A 15,177-nucleotide genomic window follows, 5' to 3' on the forward strand; every position below is an offset into this window, starting at 1 on the left:
TCAGCCTGCCGTCAGGCGAGCAGCGTCGGCTTGAGGTCGACGACGCGACCCAGCAGCCCGTTCACGAACGTCGGCGACTCGTCCGTCGACAGCGACCGGGCGAGGTCGACGGCCTCGTCGACCGCGACCACGTCGGGCACGTCGTCGTTGAAGAGGATCTCCCAGGTGCCGATCCGCAGCAGCGCACGGTCGACCGCCGGCATCCGGTCGATCGTCCAGCCGTGCGCGTACGTCGCGAGCACCTCGTCGATGCGCTCGCGGTGCGCGAGGACGCCCTCGACGATGTCGACCGAGTACTGCGGCAGCGCCGCCTCGGTGCCGGGCTCCGCGATGCGCTGCGCGAGCAGCGTCACCGGGTCGAGGCCGCGCTGGTCGGCCTCGAAGAGGACGTCCAGCGCGCGCTTGCGGGCCTTGGTGCGAGCTGCCACGTCAGTCGTTCACGCGGCCGAGGTAGCTGCCGTCACGCGTGTCGACCTTCACCTTGGTGTTCGACTCGAGGAACAGCGGCACCTGGATCTCGTAGCCCGTCTCGAGCGTCGCGGGCTTCGTGCCGGCGCTCGAGCGGTCGCCCTGGAGGCCCGGCTCGGTGTAGGTCACCTCGAGCACGACCGACGGCGGGAGCTCGACGTAGAGCGGCACGCCGTCGTTCGTCGCGACCATGGCGTTCTGGTTCTCGAGCAGGAAGTGCGCGGCGTCGCCGACCGTGGCGGACGAGACGTGCATCTGCTCGTACGTGTCCGTGTCCATGAACACGAAGTCGTCGCCGTCCTTGTACAGGTACTGGTAGTCGCGCTTGTCGACGTTCGCCGTCTCGACCTTGAGGCCCGCGTTGAACGTCCGGTCGACGACCTTGCCGGACAGGACGTTCTTGAGCTTGGTGCGGACGAACGCGCCACCCTTGCCGGGCTTGACGTGCTGGAACTCGATGACGGTCCAGAGCTGGCCGTCGATGCGCAGCACGATGCCGTTCTTGAGGTCGTTGGTGGTCGCCACGATCGTCTTCCTGTCCGGGGGTTCGGGTGGGGCTGCGGGTGCCGGGCGCCCGTGCGACCCGTCGCTCGAGCGGTGGGGTCGGGCGCGGTCCTGCCGCAGGCCGCCGACCATCGTACCGTGCGGCACTCCCCCACCGCCGCGCGCGGACGGTGCCCCTGAGGCGGGCCCGTGGGTCTTCCGGCGACGTCCCGCCCGTGCCGTCAGGACCCGAGGACGCTGATGGCGACCCAGCCGACGAACGCTGCCCACAGCAGCGACGCGAGCGACCCGATGACGAACCGCTCGGACACGCCCGGGTTCTCGCGCAGCTCCGGGTACCGACCCAGTCCCTTGACGGCGACGACGACGGCGACACCCGACGGCGCGCCGATCAGGACGCAGCCCGTGACGGCGATCCGTTCGAGCAGGCCGATCCACATCCCGCCGCGCAGGGCCGCGCGGGCGCGCGCGCCCTCGGGGCCGTCGGACTCGGAGCGCGTCCCCGCGACCTCGGAGGGGTCGGCCGCGGCCGCCGCCTCCGCGTGCTCGTGCCCGGCGTCCGTCGAGCGGGACGCGGCGCGCAGCACGGCCGTGACGACGAACGAGCCGCCGGCGCTCGACAGGGCGAGCGCGAGCACGGCGACCAGGGCGGTGAGTGCGGGGTTCACGACGACGGGCTCCTCGCGGGTCGGGCCGCTCCCTCGGCGGCGGCCAGCAGACGTTCCGCCGCACCGCGCGCCGCGACCTCCTCGGCCCACATCGCGGTGCGCAGGCGCTGGCTGACTGCCTGCTGGGAGATGCCGAGCGTACGGGCAACCTCGTCCTGGCGGGCGGAGGCGCCCGCGGCCGTGAGCGCGTCGATCGCGGCCCAGCCCGCGCTGGACCGCCGTGCCGCTGTTGCGGCTATCAGGACGACGACCGCCTCGGCGTCGGCGGCCGCCTGCTCGTCGTCGCCGCGGACCACGAGCGGGACGGAGCGCTGCCTGCTCTTCGCGGCCTCCACGGCCTCGCGGGCGTGCACGAACGCGGCACCGCTCGCGGCACGCGCGTCGGCGGGCAGCGGCTCGTCGACCGCCCCGGCGCCCACGCCGACGCTCCAGCCGCCGAGCCGCAGCACCCGGAGCACGACCTGGAGCGCCGCGCGCGGCTGCGCGTAGACCCCCTGGACCTCGTCGCCGACCGTGCGGGTGAACGCCCGCAGCGCGTCAGGGCTGGGGCCGAGCTCGGCGAGCAGCGCGTCGACGTGGTCGCCGCGGGTGCGGCTGCCCTGCTGGTCCATGGTGACGACGAACATGCGACAAGTCTGGCCCCTTGTAGCCAATGAAACAAGTCACAAGGCTTGTCGCTGCCGCACGGGCGGGCGGAGTCGGACTTGTAGCGCCGCCCACCAGGCCGCGGTCTTGTTCAGCCCCCCAGGCGTGAGGCGATCGCCGACAGGGCCAGCCGGTACGAGTCCGGTCCGAAGCCGGCGACCGTGCCGGTCGCGACACCGCCGATCACCGACCGATGGCGGAACTCCTCGCGCGCGTACGGGTTCGACAGGTGCACCTCGACGAGCAGCAGCCCGCCCTTCGTCACCTGAGCCGCCGCGTCGCGCAGCGCGTACGAGTAGTGCGTGAACGCGGCCGGGTTCAGCACCACGTGAGCGCGCGCGTCGACCGCCTCGTGCAGCCAGCCGACCAGCTCCGACTCGTCGTCGCTCTGCCGGACCTCGACGTCGAGGCCGAGCTCGGACGCCCACGCCTGCGCGCTCGCCGTCAGCTCCGCGTGCGTGGCCGAGCCGTACACCTCGGGCTCGCGCACGCCGAGGCGACCGAGGTTGGGACCGTTGAGGACGAGCACCCGCGTCATGGGCGGCAGCCTAGAGGTCGACCGCGCGGGACGGCCGGGGCGCGCCCTCGCTGACCTCGGCGTACGCGGCGGCGAGCAGCGTCGGGTCCGGGCCCTCGAGCCGTGCGGTGCGGCCCACGTCCTCGAGCACCACGAAGCGCAGCAGGTCGCCGCGCGTCTTCTTGTCCCGGCGCATCGCGGTGAGCAGCCGCTCCCAGCGGTCGCCGCGATAGGTCGTGGGCAGCCCGAGCGACGAGAGGATCGAGCGGTGCCGCTCGACGACGTCGTCCGAGAGTCGCCCGGCGAGGCGCGCGAGCTCCGCGACGTAGACCATCCCGACCGAGACGGCCGCGCCGTGCCGCCACTGGAACCGCTCGACCTGCTCGATCGCGTGGCCGAACGTGTGGCCGTAGTTGAGGATCTCGCGCAGGCCCGACTCCTTGAGGTCCACGCTCACGACCTTCGCCTTGACCGCGACCGCCCGCTCGACGAGCTCGAGCAGCACGTCGGACCGCGACGCCGCGACCGGGTCGGTCAGCAGGTCCACGTTCGCCTCGACGAGCTCGAGGATGCGCGGGTCGTCGATGAACCCGCACTTGACGACCTCCGCGAGCCCGGCGACGAAGTCGTGGCGCGCCATCGTCTCGAGCGCCGCGAGGTCGCAGATGACACCCGCCGGCGGGTGGAACGCGCCGACGAGGTTCTTGCCCTCGGCGGTGTTGATGCCCGTCTTGCCGCCGACCGCCGCGTCGACCATGCCTGCGACGGTCGTGGACACCTGCACCACGCGGACGCCGCGCAGCCACGTCGCGGCGACGAACCCCGCGAGGTCGGTCGTCGCTCCCCCGCCGACGCCGACCACCGCGTCCGAGCGCGTGAACCCGGCCTGGCCGAGCACCTGCCACAGGAAGGCGGCGACCTGCGCCGTCTTCGCCTCCTCGGCGTCGGGCACCTCGGCGGTGAACGCCTCGTAGCCGTGCTCGCGCAGGTCGGCGCGGATCGCCTCGGCGGTCGTCGCGAGCGCCGCCGGGTGGACGACGAGCACGCGCCGCACGCCCTCACCCAGCATGCCGGGGAGCTCGCCGAGCAGGTGACGGCCGATGACGACGTCGTAGGGCCGCTCGCCGTCGACGGTGACGATCCGGTTCATCGCTGGTCCTCCAGGTCTCGGGGCGCGGCACGGCGGGCGGCGGAGAGCTCGTCCTCGATGAGCTGCGCGACCTCGGGCGGCTTGCGGTCGTCGGTCAGCACGGTGACGGTCGAGACGGCCTCGTAGACCGGCCGCCGCTCCTCCATGAGCGCCTGCCACCGGGCCCGTGGGTTGCCGAGCAGCAGCGGACGGGACTGGTTGAACCCGACGCGCGGCGCCGCGTGCGCCAGGCTCACGTCGAGGAACACGACGACGCCGCCGGCCGCCCGGTACGCGGCGAGCGCGCCCTGCGTCCGCTCGTCGAGCACCGCGCCACCACCGAGCGCGAGCACGCCGTCGTGCTCGCGCAGCGCGTCGGTCACCGCCACGTGCTCGAGCTCGCGGAAGGCGGGCTCGCCGTCGTCGAAGAAGATCTCGGCGATCGGCTTGCCGGCGACCGCCTCGACGTCGGCGTCGGTGTCGCGCACGGCGAGCTGCCACCGTTCGGCCAGGGCCGCGGCGACGGTCGACTTGCCCGCACCCGGCGGGCCGACGAGGACGATGCGCGGGCCGGGCCGCGGGTCGGTCGGGGACGTCACGCGTCGAGGCTAGCCACCGCGGGCGGCCGTGCGGCCGCGTGTCCGTCCCGCGGGCGGCGCCGGCGTCAGGCGCCGTCAGCGCGCGACGTTCCGGGCACGCAGGACCGAACGGGTGAAACGGCACCCCCTCCCTTGCCCCAGGCAGCAGCGGTGCCGAGACGACCACCGACACCTGGGTCGAACGAGGGGGAGCAATGTCGCGAAGCCGCGCATTCGTCGGGATCACCACCGGAGCGGCGGTGCTCGTGACGGGAGTGCTGATCGCCGTCCCCGCGGCGGCGGCCGGGCCGGACGCGCCGACCGGCCCGCAGGTCGGGCACGTCGTGACCGCGGACGACACCGGCGCCGGCGACGAGCTGTTCCAGTGGCAGCCGGTCCTCGGCGCGACTGGCTACAGCCTGGAGATCTCGACGCGCTCCGACTTCGCCTCCGGCTCGGACGTGGTGCCGCTCGTCAAGACGGTGCTCCCCGCCTGGGTGCCCACCTCTCCCCTGGGCGGCGTCGGGCACGACGCCGGTGGCCAGACGCTGTACTGGCGGGTCGCGGCCGTGTCCGGCACGACGACCGGTGCGTGGTCGGACACCCAGTCGCTCTGGGAGGACGACCTCGCCGCTCCCGTGCCGCTCGGCCCGGGCAGCTCGGGCGCGGACTCCGAGCTCCAGTACCCGACGCCGGTCCAGTTCTCGTGGCAGCCGGTGCCCGGCGCGACCGGCTACGACGTGCAGTACGCGCCCGTCAGCGACGTGGACTTCTCGAGCACGTCGACCGTGACGACGACCTCGCCCACCACCGCGACCACGTGGAGCCCGACCGCGCCGCTCACGCGCACGCTCGACGGCGAGTCGATCTCGTGGCACTGGCGCGTGCGCGCCCGCTACTTCGCCGGCACCGCGACGCCCGTCGTCGGGCCGTGGAGCAGCACCGACCGGCAGTTCACCGTGACGTGGCCGTCCGCCGTCTCCCAGCCGATGCTGCTCGAGCCGGCCGCCTCCGACGGCTCGTCGCCGTCCGACCCCGTCGTGTCCGACCCGCTGTTCCGCTGGTCGGGCGTCGCCGGCGCCGGCTCCTACACGCTGACGCTCGGCAAGTCGCGCTCCGACGACGGCTCGGCCGTCACGGACGTCGTCCTCACGAAGAACGTCACGGGCACGACCTACGCGCTCACCGACCCGCTGCTCGACCAGCAGTACTTCTGGCAGGTCACGCCGCTCGACGCCGCGGGCAAGCCGGGGACGCCGTCGGACGTGCAGGAGTTCATCAAGCGGTGGGGCCGGCAGAGCGCGCCTGCGACCACGAACGAGTACTCGACGGCCTACCCCGAGCCGCTGGTCGGCGCCACGACTCCGGGGGCAGCACCGCAGATCCCGCTCGACCAGTTCGAGCTGTCGTGGAAGCCGCTGGCCCGGACGACGTACTACGAGGTCGAGGTCGCCAACGACACCACGGTCGTGACCTGCCAGACGGCGAGCACGTCAGCGACGATCTTCGCGAAGTACGAGGCGTCCAGCGCCACGGGCGGCAGCCCCGCCGCGCTGCGGCAGAACGGCGTCGCCTGCCTGTGGAACGCGCAGGCCGCGAAGCGGATCATCGCCGGCGGGACCTACCGGTGGCGAGTGCGCGGCTGGCAGGTCACCGCCAGCTCGACGGCCTCGATCGCCGGCGACGCGCCCACGGCCAGCATCCACTCCGACTGGTCCGACCCGCAGAGCGTCGACTTCCCCGAACGTGCGACGTACGTGACCGCCACGGCGCCCGCGTCGACGTCGGCCTCGACGATCGCGCTCGGACCCGACTCGACGGACCAGGTCGCGCCCGGTGAGCCCGCGCCGCTTCTCTCGTGGCAGCCGATGGCCGGCGCGACGTACTACATGGTCCAGGTGGGCCTGAACTCGTCCGTCGACACGAACCCGATCGCGACGATCAGGGTGCCCGGCACCTCCTTCCGCGCGACCGGCGTGTTCGCGGACAACCAGGTGAACCTGCCCTACTACTGGCGCGTCCGCGGCATGGCGAGCGACATCACGTCGACGGACCTCACCTACCTCGGGGACTGGACGACCACGCAGAGCTGGTCGAAGGCGAGCACGGCGGCGACCTTCGACGGCCAGCAGCCGGTCACGCAGGTCGGCGGCACCACGTTGCTGCGGTGGGCGCCGCAGGCCGCGTCGGCACCGCTCGACGGCGGCAGCCGCGGCTACCAGATCACCATCCGGAACAGCGCCAACACCGTGATCGGCACGGCGCAGAAGGTCACGTACCCGTTCTTCGTCGCCGCGAACCCGAGCACCGGCAAGACGCTCACGCCGGGCACGTACAACTTCACCGTCCAGCCGCTCGACGCCAGCGGCGCCGCGGGGCGCGCGTCCAGCTCGCAGACGTTCGTGATCGACGGCTCCGCGCCCAGCGGCCTGACGGCCGTGCCGGCGGGCTCGGGCGAGACCCTCTCGTGGAACCCGTCGCCCGGTGCGGCGTCGTACAAGGTCACCGCGACCCTCGGCGCGACGACCAAGACAGTCACGACGTCGCAGACTGCCACGACGATCACCGACCTCACGCCTGGCGCGTACACGTGGACCGTCACGCCGACCGACTCCCAGACGGTCGTCGGCAGCACGTCGAGCGGCGCGTTCACGGTCGACCCGCGCACGGTGACGACCCGCAGCACGGGCACCGAGCCGGCCTCGGGCGCCGTCGTGACGTGGCAGAGCCCCGCGCTCGACTGGGCGCCGCTCGCCGGCGCGTCGCGGTACGTCGTCAAGATCACGACGCCCTCGGGCACCACGGTCGACAGCGCCGAGACGACCGCGACGTCGTACGTCCCGTCGAAGGCGCTGGCGTTCGGGACGCAGTACCAGTGGCAGGTGACGGCGGTGCCCGAGGTGGCGACGACGTCGTCAGCGCGCCCGACGCTCGGCCAGTCGGCCGTCGTGCCCTTCACGTTCAGCGGCGCTCCCGGCACCCCGAGCAAGCCCTCGCTCGTCGTGAAGGACGGCACCACCGTCGCAGCCACCTGGACGGCGCTCATCGGCCCGTCCCTCGGATCGTCGGCCACGCCCGACTACGTGGTCCGCTACGGCGTCGTCAACGTCGCGACGGGCGTGCCGGACACCTGGATCGCCGAGCAGGACCTCGGGAACGCGGCGACCTACACCGTGACCGGCCTGCTCCAGGGCGTGACCTACGCGCTCCAGGTGCGCGCGCAGAACGACCTGGGCACCAGCGCGTGGTCTGCTCAGGCCACGGCGACCACCGGCACCGTCCCGGGCGCCCCGCGGAGCGTGACCGCCTCGGCGCTGACGTCGGTCGGGAGCGTCAAGGTCAGCTGGCAGGCGCCCACGCTCACGACCGGCAGCCCCGCGGTGACGGGGTACGTCGTGACGTACGCCGTCGGCACCGGCGCGCCGAAGTCCGTCACGGTGACGACGACGACCGCCACGATCACGGGCCTGAGCCGCTCGACGTACACGATCACGGTCGCGGCGCAGAACGTGCTCGGCACGGGTCCGAACGCGACCGTGACGGCCCTGCCCTACGCCGCAGCCTCGGCGCCGCTGTCGGCGAAGGTCGTACGTGGTGACCGCTCGGCGAAGGTGTCGTGGACCAAGCCCACGGCCGACGGCGGCTCTCCGATCACGGGCTACGTGGTGCAGACCAGCGCCTACAACGCGTCGACGAAGACCTGGGGCGCATGGGCGAGCCGCGTGTCGACCACCGCGACCAGCACCACGGTCACGAGCCTGATCAACGGGACGACGTACCACGTGCGCGTCTACGCCAAGACCGCGCCGGCCCCGGCCGGCGCAGCCTCGACGACGCTCACGGTCGTCCCGGCGGGCAAGCCGTTCGCACCGACCTCCGTCGCGGTGAAGGTGTCCTCCGGCAAGGCCGTCGTCTCGTGGAAGAAGCCGAACACGAACGGCGCGGCCCTCACGGGCTACGTCCTGCAGTACTCGACGACGGGCAAGACGTGGTCCACCAAGGCGTCGCCCTCGGCGTCGGCGACCAGCTACACGTGGTCGAAGCCCACGAAGGGCAAGGCGTACTACGTCCGCATCTACGCCAAGAACTCCGTGGGGACCAGCTCCGCGAGCTCGTCCGTGAAGTTCGTGGCGAAGTAGCCCGCTCGACGAGAGAGGCCCGGCGCGCACTGCGCCGGGCCTCTCTCGTGCCGGCCGTCGGTCGACGCCGGCCGTCGGTCGGTGCGAGCTGCTACGCGAGCAGCTCCGGGATCGACGCGACGTACGCGTCGAGGTTCCGCCGCACCTCGACGAGCGAGTCGCCGCCCGTCTTCTCGAGCAGCGCGTCGGCCAGCACGAGCGCGACCATCGCCTCGGCGACGACCGCGGCGGGCGGCACCGCGCAGACGTCGGAGCGCTGGTGCTGCGCCTTCGCGGCCTCCCCCGTCGCCGTGTCCACCGTGGCGAGCGCGCGCGGCACCGTCGAGATCGGCTTCATGGCGGCGCGCACGCGCAGCACCTCGCCGTTCGTCATGCCGCCCTCGAGGCCGCCCGCACGGTTGGTGCGCCGCACGATCCGCCCGTCGGCGCCGCGCTCGATCTCGTCGTGCGCCTGCGAGCCGCGACGCGCGGCCGTGCGGAAGCCGTCACCCACCTCGACGCCCTTGATCGCCTGGATCCCCATGAGCGCACCCGCCAGTCGCGCGTCGAGCTTGCGGTCCCAGTGCGTGTACGAGCCGAGGCCCGAGGGCAGCCCGTAGGCGAGCACCTCGACGACCCCGCCGAGCGTGTCGCCGTCCTTGTGGCACTCGTCGATCTCGGCGACCATCGCGGCCGAGGACGCAGCGTCGAAGCACCGCACCGGGTCGGCGTCGAGAGCGGCGACGTCGTCGGGACCCGGCAGCGGTGCGCCCTCGGGGACGGCGGCCGCGCCGATCGCCACGACGTGCGCGACGAGCCGGACGCCTGCGGCCTGCTCGAGGAACCGCGCCGCGAGCGCACCCAGAGCGACACGCGTCGCCGTCTCGCGCGCGCTCGCGCGCTCGAGCACGGGCCGCGCGTCGTCGAAGCCGTACTTGCGCATGCCCACCAGGTCGGCGTGGCCGGGCCGAGGACGCGTCAGCGGCGCGTTGCGCGCCCGGTTGAGCACGTCGGCGTCCTCGACCGGGTCGGCCGCCATGACGTCGACCCACTTGGGCCACTCGGAGTTGCCGATCTCGAGCGCGATCGGTCCGCCCTGCGTGACGCCGTGGCGGACGCCCGCGAGGACCCGCAGCTCGTCCTGCTCGAACTTCTGGCGCGCGCCGCGGCCGTAGCCGAGCCGCCGCCGCGCGAGGACCGCGCGCACGTCGTCCGTCGTCACCTCGACGCCGGCAGGGAGCCCTTCGAGGACGCCCACGAGGGCGGGGCCGTGCGACTCACCGGACGTCAACCAACGCAGCATGCTCGGAATCCTTCCATGGTGGCCGACGCCGCCCGGCGGGCATCCGGGCAGTGGAACGCCCGGACGCGGCTCGGCCCGCCGTGCGCCCCGAGGGGAGCAGGCGGGCCGAGGCGCTTCGGTGCGTCACTTCCCGACGGGCACCAGCGGGTTCTTCGACGACGGCGGCTTCGGCAGCGCCGGCTTGGTGGTCGGCGCCGGCGTGGGAGCCGTCACCGCGACGCTCGCCAGCTCCGGGTTCAGCACGTAGGTGAAGCCGGAGATCTCCAGCTCCTGGTCACCCTCGTGCGTCGCCGGCTTGCCGCTCACGGCCGCCGCGTCCTTCTGCGCCGTCCCGGTCAGCCCGCTGACGAGGAACAGGCGATCGGTGCCGCGCTGCACGTCGTGCAGGAACGCGACGGTGTCGGCGTACTTGCCGAGCACCGTCACCGAGAACGGGATCGCGACGAAGCCGTCCGGAACGGTGGCCGTCTTGCTACCCGTGCCCGACGCGCCCGCCGAGGCGGACGGCGTGGGCGTCGGCGACGGCGACGGCGTCGACGAGTCGCTCGAGCCGTCGGTGCTCGAGTCCGAGCTCGCCGTGGCGGGCTTGGGTGCGGGTGCCAGCTTGACCGTCTGCGGCGTGTCGGGCGCGATCGAGGTGATGACCACCGAGTGCGCGTCCGCGATCTTGTTGATCTGCAGGAAGTACGCCGACAGGTCCGCGTCGAGCGGGATCTGCTTCTGCAGCCCCGCGAGCTGCGCCTTGTACTCGGGCAGCTTGGTGAAGTCCGCCTTGAGCTTGGTGACCTTGAGCGTCAGCAGGTCGTTCTGCTGGCGGGTCTGGTCCGCCTGGCTGCGGACGTCGGCGGCCGAGGCGAGCGTCGGCGAGACGAACAGGAACCAGGTCGCGACCGCGATGACGACGCCGACGAAGACCGTGCCGCCGATCCAGGTGCTGCGCTTGGCGCCCGTCATCACTTCGTCCCCTTGGCGTCGGTCGTGACGTCGTAGTTGTGCGTGTACGTCGTCTTGAGCAGCTGGACGCTCGACGCGACGCTGTAGTAGTCGCCGTGGTCGTCGCCCGCGACCTGCGTCGCCGACACCCACGCGCCCGCGAAGCCGGGGACCGAGTTCAGCGCCTTGATCCACGCGGCGGTGTCCGGCACGGTGACCGTCCGGCCCGTGAACGAGATCGTGCCGACGCTCTGCGGCTGCAGCGGGTCCTCGACGCCGGCCTTCGCCGCCTCCATGGGCGTGTCACCCGTCACGGTCAGTGTGTCGATGCTGACGTCCTTGGGCAGGACGGCCGTGATCGCGCCGATGTAGGCCTGCCAGTCGACGTCCGTGCCCATGCCGATCTGCCGGGCCAGCTCGGTGTTCCCGAGCGCGTTGAGCACCTTCGGGACGTCCGCGTACTTCTTCTGCTCGTTGAGGAGCCGGGTCGTGTCGTCCTGCGCGCTCTGGAAGTCGGAGTCGGCGCTGGACTTCTCGATCTTCGACCAGCCCACCACGCCGACGCAGAGCACCAGCGTCGCGGCGAGCGCCATGACGAGGTAGCGCTTCGTCTGCTGCAGCCCGCGCGCGGCGCGCACCTCGGGAGGCAGCAGGTTGACCTGCGGCAGGCCGCCGGTGAGGACGCTCGACCCGCCGGCCTTGCCCTTGGGCTTGAGCGCGAGCTTCGGACGTTCCAGCAACGTGGTCATGCTGCGACTCCGTATGCCAGGCCCACGGGGAGGGCGACGAACGACTCCTGGCCAGCGAGGCGCTCGCGCGGCGAGGCCTTGCCGGACCGCAGGCCGGCCAGCGGGTCACCGATCGTGACCGGGAGGCGGCTGGCGCTCGACAGGTACTGGCCGAGGCCGGGGAGGTGCGACCCTCCCCCGGTCAGCACGACCACGTCGATGCCCGCGCCCGGGTTGTTGCTCTGGTAGTAGACGAACGTGTTGCGCACGGACTCCACGAGGGTCCGCACGACGTTCGCGATCGCGTCCGCCGCGTCCTTGCGGTGCTCGCCCACCGCGTAGCCGATGCCGATCTCGCGCTTGACCGCCTCGGCCTCCGGGCCGGACGCGCCGAGCGCGGTCGCGACCGCATTGGTGACGTTCTGCCCGCCGGTCGGCAGCGCGCGGACGAGGCGGGGCTGGCCCTGCGCGGCCACGACGACGGTCGTGATCGAGGCGCCGATGTCGACGAACGCCGCGGTCCCGCGCGCGAGGTCGCCGCGAGCCAGCGACCGCAGGAGCGCGAACGCGTTGAGGTCGACCATCGTGGGCCGCAGGCCGGCGCCCTCGACGGCGATGACGTTGGAGTTCACGGTGTCCCGCTGGGCGGCCACGAGCATGCCGTGGACCATGCGGCCCTGCGGCCCGTCGTACTCGGACGTCGGGTAGAAGTCGAGCAGCGCGTCGTCGGTCGACATCGGCAGCAGCTCGGTGACCTGGAACGGCAGCGACTCCTTGAGCTGCGCCAGCGGCATCCACGGCAGGTCGAGCTCGCGCACGATCACGCGCTGGTTGCCGACGCCGATCACCACGTCCTTCGTCTCGAACTTGGCCTGCGCCCACAGCGTGCGCAGCGCGGTCGAGACGTTCTCGGGCTGGACGACCTCGCCGTCACGCACCGCGCCGATCGGCAGCGGCACCGAGCCGAAGCGGACGAGCGTCGGCGGGTTCTTGCCGGACGGACCGCCGCTCCCGAACTCCAGCTCGGCGGCTCGGACACCGGACGAGCCGATGTCGAGTCCGATGACACGTGTGGTGGCCACGAGGATCCTTCCGACGGCAGGGCGGTCGTATGTTCGTCCTATCGGGCGTACGCACGTCCGACTTGAGGGCTAACGGCAGGGTTGCCGCACGGGATCAGAGGACCCCGACGTACCAGTCCCACAGAGGCTGACCGGCGACGATGCCCGCGGCGGCGCCCAGCAGCATCCAGGGGCCGAACGGGATGCCGCTCTTGCGGCCCGCGCGTCCGGCGATCATCAGCGCGACCGCGTAGATGCCGCCGAGCAGGAACGCCGCGAACCAGCCGACGAAGAGCGCGCCCCAGCCCCACCAGCCGAGGTACAGGCCGAGGACGCCGGCGAGCTTGACGTCGCCGAAGCCCATGCCCGACGGGTACACGACGAACGCGATGCCGTAGACGAGGAGCAGCGCGACGGCGCCGACGAGGGCGCGGACAATCGCGTCCCAGTGCGCGACGCCACCGGGGTTCCACGACCCGAGCGCGAGGAGCACGAGCGACACCGGGTACGCGGGCAGCACGATCGCGTTCGGCAGCCGGTGCGTGTCGATGTCGATCAGCGCGAGCGCGACGCTGATCGCCGCGAGGTAGAGCATCGCCGGGAGCACCCAGTGCGGTCCGACGAACCACGCGGTCGCGGCGAACAGCACGCCCGTGCCGGCCTCGACGAGCGGGTACCGCACCGAGATCGGGTTGCCGCAGTCGCGGCACTTCCCGCGCAGCAGCAGCCACGACAGGACCGGGACGTTGTCGCGCGCGCGGATGGCGTGCCCGCACCGCGGGCACGCGCTCGGCGGGTGTGCCACGGACTCGCCGCGCGGCACGCGCCAGATCACGACGTTGAGGAACGAGCCGATCGCGAGGCCGAACAGCGTCGCCGCGGCGACGTAGAGGCCCGTCACGGGTTTCTGACCTCGCGCTTGTACACGACGTCGACCCGGTAGACCGCGGACGACGTGGGCGTCGAGTTGGACAGGTCGACGCCGGGGATGCCGATCGGCACGTAGTCGACGTGAAGGCTGTTCTGGAGCACGACCGTCCGTCCGTAGATCTGTCCGTAGAAGTCGACCGTGTTGCTGATGTTCACGTCGCACGGCGAGTAGAAGAACGTCGTCACCGGGGTCGCGAGCTTGGAGTCGGCCGCGAGCGAGATGTTGCCGGACGGGCTCGCGCACGTCGAGGTGCCGTTCAGCGTGCCGTCGGCGTCCGGGACGATGATCCAGAGCTTGTGCGCCTGCCCGTCGGCCGAGAGGACCGTCCAGCTGTTGGTCCCGACGAACGAGTTCGCGAAGATCACGAGGTCCGAGCGGAGCTTGACCGTGACGTTCGGGCCCCACTGCAACGTCGCGCACGCGCGGGTGTCGAACAGGGTCGGGACGGTCGGCGAGATCAGCGGGCCGTTGAGGCTGTAGTTGTCGCCCGCGAGGCTGCACTGGTTGTTGGTCGTGTCGCGCGCGGTGCTCCACGTCGGCGAGTTGTTGCCCCAGCCCTTGGTCGCGTCCGGGTTGCCCGCGTTCGCGGCGACCCACTGGCGGTACGCCAGCCGCCGGTCGCCCGACGCCGCGAAGCCGGCCCAGTCGGCGGGCTTGTACTCGACCTCCGGCAACCCGCGCTTGGTGTACTGCGGCAGCGCGCTGACGCCGATGCCGGTGCGCCGGGTGCCGCCGACGATCAGCGAGCCCGAGCCGGGCGTGGTCAGCGTGCCCGCGACGAGGAGGTCGCCGCCGTACGACGAGCCGAGCGCGAGCTTCGCGTCGCCGGCCACGTACGTGTTGCCGATGACCGTCTGGCCGCCGCCCGTCCGCGGAGCGTTGACGAGCATGCCCTTCGCCCACAGGTCCTTGGTGACCTGGCAGGCGTTGTCGAGCGTGGCCTTGCCCTGGACGACCACGAGGCTCGCGTCGATCGTCGCGTTGGAGTTGCAGCCGAAGTCCCCGCTGTCGATCCACATGATCGCGGCGGTCGACGGGTCGTAGGACTTGAGCTGGAAGCTGTTCGTGGCCGAGGTGCCGTTCGCCGAGAAGATCGCCGCGCCCGCGCCCTGGTTGACGATCGGCTTGAGGTTCACCTTGGCCTGGACCGTGCGCCGGGTGCCCCCGCCGAGCTCGGTGTTGCTGCCCGCCGCCTGCGACGTCCCGGTGATGACGGCGGTGGCGATCGCACCGGTGACGGTGCCGGCGGCGCACGGGAGCGCCGCCCCGGTCTTGTCGTAGTACGTGATGGTCGCGCTCACCTTGGTGATGGACGGCGCCGAGCCGCTCGTCGCCGTGCCGGACGCGGGCCAGCGGCACGGCGTGCCTGCCTGCAGCTGCGCGTAGACCTGGTCCACGGCGCCCTCGGCGCTGTGCACCTCCGACGTGCGAGCGCGGTCCGCGCCCGAGGCGTTCGCCTCCTCGATCGCACTGGCGACGATGAGCGACGCGAGCGCGATGCCGATGAGCGCGACGGCCATGGCGGCGACGAGCGCACTCCCCCGCTCGGGGTCCTGCTCCGCGAGCCTCCGGCGCAGTGCGAGCACGGTTCCTC

General features: G+C 72.5%; 14 protein-coding genes. 1 reads left to right on the forward strand and 13 read right to left on the reverse strand.

Annotated features, from left to right (window positions below; translation table 11 throughout):
* Window positions 1–11 precede the first annotated feature (11 nt).
* From nusB to QRT04_RS00505, 7 genes are all read right to left on the reverse strand, one after another.
* Window positions 12–428, reverse strand: coding sequence for a transcription antitermination factor NusB (gene nusB / locus QRT04_RS00475; protein WP_289452919.1), 417 nt, complete (start codon window positions 426–428; stop codon window positions 12–14).
* 1 nt (window position 429) lies between these two features.
* On the reverse strand, window positions 430–993 hold the full coding sequence (gene efp / locus QRT04_RS00480; protein ID WP_289452920.1) for an elongation factor P: 564 nt from the start codon (window positions 991–993) through the stop codon (window positions 430–432).
* A gap of 200 nt (window positions 994–1,193) precedes the next feature.
* Window positions 1,194–1,640 carry a hypothetical protein gene (locus tag QRT04_RS00485; RefSeq protein ID WP_289452921.1) on the reverse strand — a complete coding sequence of 149 codons (447 nt, stop codon included), beginning with the start codon at window positions 1,638–1,640 and terminating at the stop codon, window positions 1,194–1,196.
* Entirely contained in the window at window positions 1,637–2,266 is a 630-nt protein-coding gene (locus QRT04_RS00490) for a hypothetical protein (RefSeq protein ID WP_289452922.1), read from the reverse strand. The genes QRT04_RS00485 and QRT04_RS00490 overlap by 4 nt, the downstream gene beginning before the upstream one ends.
* Window positions 2,267–2,376: 110 nt before the next feature.
* Window positions 2,377–2,823, reverse strand: coding sequence for a type II 3-dehydroquinate dehydratase (gene aroQ, locus QRT04_RS00495; RefSeq protein WP_289452923.1), 447 nt, complete (start codon window positions 2,821–2,823; stop codon window positions 2,377–2,379).
* Window positions 2,824–2,833: 10 nt separating this feature from the next.
* A complete protein-coding gene (aroB, locus tag QRT04_RS00500; RefSeq protein ID WP_289452924.1) occupies window positions 2,834–3,952 on the reverse strand; it encodes a 3-dehydroquinate synthase in 1,119 nt (372 codons plus the stop codon).
* Window positions 3,949–4,530, reverse strand: a complete 582-nt coding sequence (locus QRT04_RS00505; RefSeq protein ID WP_289452925.1) for a shikimate kinase — start codon at window positions 4,528–4,530, stop codon at window positions 3,949–3,951. Before QRT04_RS00505 ends, aroB begins: the two co-directional genes overlap by 4 nt.
* A gap of 194 nt (window positions 4,531–4,724) precedes the next feature.
* Between QRT04_RS00505 and QRT04_RS00510 the strand changes: the two genes are divergently transcribed.
* Window positions 4,725–8,648, forward strand: a complete 3,924-nt coding sequence (locus QRT04_RS00510) for a fibronectin type III domain-containing protein (protein ID WP_289452926.1) — start codon at window positions 4,725–4,727, stop codon at window positions 8,646–8,648.
* Window positions 8,649–8,739: 91 nt separating this feature from the next.
* Here the strand turns inward: QRT04_RS00510 and aroC are convergent, their stop codons facing one another.
* The 6 genes from aroC to QRT04_RS00540 form a co-directional block, all read right to left on the reverse strand.
* Complete coding sequence (aroC, locus tag QRT04_RS00515; RefSeq protein ID WP_289452927.1) at window positions 8,740–9,930, reverse strand: chorismate synthase; 1,191 nt, start codon at window positions 9,928–9,930, stop codon at window positions 8,740–8,742.
* A gap of 123 nt (window positions 9,931–10,053) precedes the next feature.
* Complete coding sequence (locus QRT04_RS00520; protein ID WP_289452928.1) at window positions 10,054–10,884, reverse strand: hypothetical protein; 831 nt, start codon at window positions 10,882–10,884, stop codon at window positions 10,054–10,056.
* Complete coding sequence (locus QRT04_RS00525) at window positions 10,884–11,612, reverse strand: fimbrial assembly protein (RefSeq protein WP_289452929.1); 729 nt, start codon at window positions 11,610–11,612, stop codon at window positions 10,884–10,886. Before QRT04_RS00525 ends, QRT04_RS00520 begins: the two co-directional genes overlap by 1 nt.
* Window positions 11,609–12,673: a type IV pilus assembly protein PilM gene (pilM, locus tag QRT04_RS00530; RefSeq protein WP_289452930.1), complete on the reverse strand. Its 1,065-nt coding sequence runs from the start codon at window positions 12,671–12,673 to the stop codon at window positions 11,609–11,611. Before pilM ends, QRT04_RS00525 begins: the two co-directional genes overlap by 4 nt.
* 94 nt (window positions 12,674–12,767) lie before the next feature.
* Entirely contained in the window at window positions 12,768–13,553 is a 786-nt protein-coding gene (locus QRT04_RS00535) for a prepilin peptidase (RefSeq protein WP_289452931.1), read from the reverse strand.
* Window positions 13,550–15,169, reverse strand: coding sequence for a hypothetical protein (locus QRT04_RS00540; protein ID WP_289452932.1), 1,620 nt, complete (start codon window positions 15,167–15,169; stop codon window positions 13,550–13,552). Before QRT04_RS00540 ends, QRT04_RS00535 begins: the two co-directional genes overlap by 4 nt.
* Between the last annotated feature and the right edge of the window lie 8 nt (window positions 15,170–15,177).

Origin of the sequence: Cellulomonas alba (assembly GCF_030362835.1) — a bacterium.
Classification (GTDB): domain Bacteria; phylum Actinomycetota; class Actinomycetes; order Actinomycetales; family Cellulomonadaceae; genus Cellulomonas; species Cellulomonas alba.